Annotated in this window: 8 protein-coding genes; 2 read left to right on the top strand and 6 right to left on the bottom strand. The window is 70.2% G+C overall.

Going from position 1 to position 4,526, the window contains the following annotated elements; all coding sequences use genetic code 11:
• From VN520_RS21555 to VN520_RS21535, 5 genes are all read right to left on the bottom strand, one after another.
• The coding region (locus tag VN520_RS21555) for a transposase family protein (protein ID WP_325748577.1) at window positions 1–683 on the bottom strand (683 nt) is incomplete at its 3' end.
• A 177-nt stretch (window positions 684–860) separates the two neighbouring features.
• Entirely contained in the window at window positions 861–1,343 is a 483-nt protein-coding gene (locus tag VN520_RS21550) for a hypothetical protein (protein ID WP_325748575.1), read from the bottom strand.
• A gap of 505 nt (window positions 1,344–1,848) precedes the next feature.
• Entirely contained in the window at window positions 1,849–2,442 is a 594-nt protein-coding gene (locus VN520_RS21545) for an IS630 family transposase (protein WP_325748576.1), read from the bottom strand.
• Entirely contained in the window at window positions 2,439–2,846 is a 408-nt protein-coding gene (locus tag VN520_RS21540; protein WP_325748574.1) for an IS630 transposase-related protein, read from the bottom strand. Before VN520_RS21540 ends, VN520_RS21545 begins: the two co-directional genes overlap by 4 nt.
• 25 nt (window positions 2,847–2,871) lie before the next feature.
• Window positions 2,872–3,066, bottom strand: coding sequence for a hypothetical protein (locus VN520_RS21535; protein WP_325748573.1), 195 nt, complete (start codon window positions 3,064–3,066; stop codon window positions 2,872–2,874).
• A 14-nt stretch (window positions 3,067–3,080) separates the two neighbouring features.
• Here VN520_RS21535 and VN520_RS21530 point away from each other — a divergent pair, with 14 nt between their 5' ends.
• Entirely contained in the window at window positions 3,081–3,284 is a 204-nt protein-coding gene (locus tag VN520_RS21530) for a site-specific integrase (protein WP_325748572.1), read from the top strand.
• Window positions 3,285–3,434: 150 nt separating this feature from the next.
• Window positions 3,435–3,707: a PspC domain-containing protein gene (locus VN520_RS39685; RefSeq protein ID WP_414719905.1), complete on the top strand. Its 273-nt coding sequence runs from the start codon at window positions 3,435–3,437 to the stop codon at window positions 3,705–3,707.
• Here VN520_RS39685 and VN520_RS21525 read toward each other — a convergent pair.
• A partial coding sequence (locus VN520_RS21525; RefSeq protein WP_325748571.1) for a response regulator transcription factor occupies window positions 3,659–4,526 on the bottom strand: 868 nt, incomplete at its 5' end. The two genes, VN520_RS39685 and VN520_RS21525, sit on opposite strands and share 49 nt — an antisense overlap.

Raw genomic sequence — 4,526 nt, 5'->3', positions numbered from 1 at the left:
CGGGTGGCCGCGTGCAGCAGGTTGACGCAGCGCTCGTCGCCGGTCAGCCGGCGACCGGCGGGAGTCTTGATCGGTGTGGTCAGCGCCGCCCGTTCACCCTCGTAGCCCAGGTCGGCCAGCACCGCGTGGGCCGGATCGGTCCACTCGGCCAGCAGCGGCAGCGCCTCGGCGTGGGTGCGCAGTGCGGTGGTGTCGTGCTCGCGGCCCGGGCGCACGTCCGAGGTCCACAGCGGCCAGCCGTCCGGGGCGGCGATGATCTGCACGTTGCCGCCGTGGGCGGCGTGCTTGCCCGACCACCACAGGTCCACCCGCCGGTCGGGGCGGTCGGCTCGGGCGGTCGGCCCGGCGACCGAGCAGCGGTCGGTGCGGATCAGCGTGCCGTCCACCGTCACATGCGAATGCCCGGCGGCGCGGGCGGCCAGCAGCGCACCCCGCAGCCCCGGCGCGGCCGCGGCGAGGGCGTCGATGCCCTCGTGCAGATACCGGTAGGCCGTCGAGCGACCGATCCGGTTGTCGGCGGCCAGCTGGGCCAGCCGGGTGCCGTCACAGAACCAGCGGAGCAGCAGCACCGCCTGCCGGTAGCAGCCCAGCGCCCGCCGCCGACCTCGGGTGCCGCGGCGGCGGCGCTCGGCGGCCAGCAGGCCCGACACGAAGTGCACGGTCTCCTCGGCGACGGGGAGCACGGCGGTGTAGCTGACAGGATCGGACACAGCAGGACCTCGCTGTGGGGCATCCGTGAGAAGACGTCCCTCCTACCGAGGTCCTGCGCTTGTCCCGGTCATCTCCTTACCGTCGGCGTGTCCCCTCTGACCAGCCAACCGTCCGCTACTGGGAATGGCTCAATGATCTTTAGGTGTCTGCTACGGCGATAGCGGCGCCAACTCATGCATGACCGTTTCGGCGAAGGTGTACTCGAGTGAACGCAGGTGACGAACCGTATCGTTGGGCACCTTGCCTCTGCCGTAGGTGGCCCGCGCCCTAATGAAGTCGTTGACCCCGGAGGTTAAAAGCTTGGCTGATTCAACAATTTGTGGGGACCGAGCCACGATAAGGAGGCGGGCGAAGGCCTCGTCGATCTCTGCATCGAACTCCCTGCGTTCCGCTGCGATAACAGTACCTTTGGAGTCACCTTCGGCTGGGATAATCTCGAAGGTCACATCTGCATACATGACGAAGCGGCGAAACTTTCGCACGGCGGCAAGTAGGGCAACGCAGGTGTCTTGACGAGCCTTGAGGTCAGCCTCTCTCGCTTGCGAACGACGAGCCTGATTTTGACCCCAAATGGACAGCGTCCCGCCGATGAGCACGCCAGCAATTGCAAACAAGCCCGACGCCCAAGCCACGGGGTCACCATAGGGGTGCCTCCGCGAGGGGGCGAGTCGCAGCAACAAGGGGCGCGCAGCGCCCTCCCGGCGGCGGTGCAGTCGGAGAGACTCCCGCGGGAATGGGGCGGGTGTCGCCTCCGGGGGCACCGCCCGCGACGGCGTGCCGGAGGGCCGAGCACAGGCTGCCTGCAGTGACTGCGATGTGGACCGTGCCGCTCCCGTCCTCGGCCGCCGCAGTCAACGCCGGCGACAGGGGCAGCGGCAGTGCGTATGCGGTGTCCGTCATCAGGTGCCGCATCACCCAGCCGACTCCGAGCGACGCAGACGAGCGGTGCCGACGGCCGACTCCTCGACCCATCGTGGGCAAGCGTTCTTTGGCCCGAACGGCCGTGCCCGCTGCGTGCCCGTAGTACGGGCACGCAGCGGCTATTGAAGGTAGCCAGCGGTCTGAACGACTCCGGCCTTGACCTGCGGAAACGATTGATCGGCGTTGGTACGGGGAGCCCCTATATCACAGCGGTTTTCAGGCGGCTTGGGGGGTGAGGTAGCCGGCGTGGGCGAACCAGCCGGCGGCGTCCTCGGCGGTGACCGCGGCCAGGGCCACAGCGATGGCCGCGTCCAGCGCCGCTCGGGTGCGTGCTGCGGCGGCCTTGATCAGGGTCTTGATCTTGCTGAAGGCCTCCTCGACCGGAGACAAGTCCGGCGAGTAGGCCGGCAAGAACACCAGCCGGCAGCCGGCGGCGGCGATCAGGGCGCGGATGCGCTCGGGCTTGTGCGCGCCGACGTTGTCCACCACGACCACCGTTCCCGGGGACAGGGCCGGCAGCAGGAACTGCTTGAGATAGGTGGCGAACACCGCGGTGTCGGTGCCGCCTTCCACCGTCATCGCCGGGACCATTCCGGCCAGGCTCAGCCCGGCGAGCAGGGTGGTCACCGCACCTCGGTTGCGTGGCACCGCCCCGCGGGCCCGGGTGCCGCGGGGCGCGCGGGCGCGGCGGCGGGTCATCGAGGTGTGCGTGCCGCACTCATCGACGAACACCACCTGAGCCGGGTCGGTGTCGGCCATGTCGGTGCGCCACTGGGCGCGCGCGGTCTCGTCGCGCTCGGTGGCGCTCAGGCTTTTGACTTCAGCGGCCGGCCCAGTCGCCGCCGACGCCCCGAGGGGGTCAGCGCCCTCGCCGGGTCCTCGGCCGGCAGGGTGGTGAGCGCCCGCGACATCGTCGCCAGCGACACCACCACGCCGTGCTCGGCGGTGAAGGCCGTGGCGTGCTCGGCCAGGGTGGCATCCGCGGCCTGCTGCAGGCGGGCCGGCAGCCAAGCCTGCAGCCGAGCCATCTTCTCTGGTCTGGGTCCGTGCCGGTATGCGGTCGGCGCCAGGCTGCCGGTGTTTCGCCGGCGGGTCAGATACCGGGCGACGGTGTTCACCGACACCCCGAAGGTCACTGCCGCCAGCTCCTGGGTCATGCCGCGATCGACTGCGGCGACAACCCGCTCACGCAGATCCATCGAGTACGCCCGCATGCGCTCAGTGGTACCCATCAAGCAATCAGCACACCGCTGTCAGTCGGCGTTCCAGTGTGACGATCAGTCGCGCCAGGGCCGCGTCCACGGCCCCTGTCAGGTTGGACAGGCATCCGTCCAGGGCCATCTCGACCCCGGCATGCCGGTCAAGGCCGACGGCGCTTTCTAGGTGCTGCAGGACATCGAGGTACCAGCGGGCCGCTCGCAGCTTCAAATTCACCCAGGAGTCATCGGGTGCCCCCCGCCGGCGTGACTCCGCACAGCCTGCGCCACGCATGGGCGACCGAGGCCGACCGGCTGCGCGTCCCGCTCCAAGACATCCAAGACGGCCTGGGCCACGCCGACCCGCGCACCACCCGGCGCTACATCGCCAAGCGCAACCAGAACGACCGCTCCCCCAACTACGCGATCGCCGCAGCCTTCACGAGCGACGACTGATCAGCTCGGTTGTAAGCACCAGCGACATGTTCACAATCGGTGCCGTCAAGGGGGAGTAGTGCAGCGCAGAAGGTGTATCGCGAGATTGATACCAGTTGGCTTCGGGTAACTCGTGAGTGAGGCCGGTAGCCCTATGCGGGCGTCTCCTGGATGGACCCGTCCCGCCGCCAAGGCGCCGGCCTCCTGAAGGTGCTGGGCGGCGTCTGCGGCGGGCTGGCCGAGTACAGCGGCGTGGAGCCCGTGCTCTGGCGGGTCGGGTTCATCGTCCTGAACCTGTTCGGTCCCGGCATCGTCAGCTATCCGCTGCTGTGGGTGGTCATGCCGCCCGACCCCGGTGGCCCCCGGTGGCCCGGACGACTCCGGCAACTCCAGCTTCACGCAGAGGCTTGGCAAGGGGCTGACCCCCAACACACCGACAGCTGATAGTCGGCCGGCGAGTGGTCGCGGGTGAGCAGGATGGCCAGCTGGGTGCGGGTGCGGATGTCGAGGCGGCGCATCACCGCGGTGAGGTGGCTCTTGACCGTCGCCGGGCTCAGGAAGAGCCGACTGGCGATCTCCTCGTTGCTGAGGCCCTCGGCCACCAGCGTCGCCACATCGCGCTGCCGCTCGGTGAGCCGGTCCAGGGCCCGCCCCTCCGCAGTGGTCTGGGAGGGGTCGCCGGTCATGTGGCGCACCAGCTGGCGGCCGACGGCGGAGTCGAGCGCGGTCTCCTGCCGGGCGAGTGCGCGGACGGCGTCCGCGAGTCGCTGCGCAGTCGCGCGACGCGGCAGGAAGCCCCGCACCCCGGCCTGCAGGACGTCCATGCGCCCCGAGTCGCCCCCGGTCTCCGCGAGCACCAGCACCCCCGTCGCGCGTTGGCACAGGTCCCGCAGCAGCGGCAGGCCGGAGCAGCCCACGAGCCCCTGCCGGACGACGACAACCTGCGTCCCCGGGCCGTCCGCCACCTCCAGCGCCTCCGTGAGGTGGCTGGTCTCCGCGACGACCGCGATGTCTGGTTGCGCCTCGAAGACCACCCGCAGCCCGAGGCGGAAGATCTCCTGGTCCTCGCAGAGCAGCACGCGCACCAGCGGCCTCGGCGGTCGGGGCGCGGGCGGCCGGAGCGCGGTCCCGGCCGCCCGCAGTCCCGACGCTTTGGTGGCGTCCCTCAGCAGAAAGCGGCTCTTTGAGTCCTGGTCGGGCGGGCGCGCCGTCAGGCCGCCGTTCCCCGTTCTGGACCCGATGTCGCCCTCGGTCATGAGACTC

The organism is Streptomyces sp., assembly GCF_035563135.1.
Classification (GTDB): Bacteria; Actinomycetota; Actinomycetes; order Streptomycetales; family Streptomycetaceae; genus Streptomyces.
Note: the sequence above shows the minus strand (reverse complement) of the source record. Positions and strands in the feature narration are given on the sequence as shown.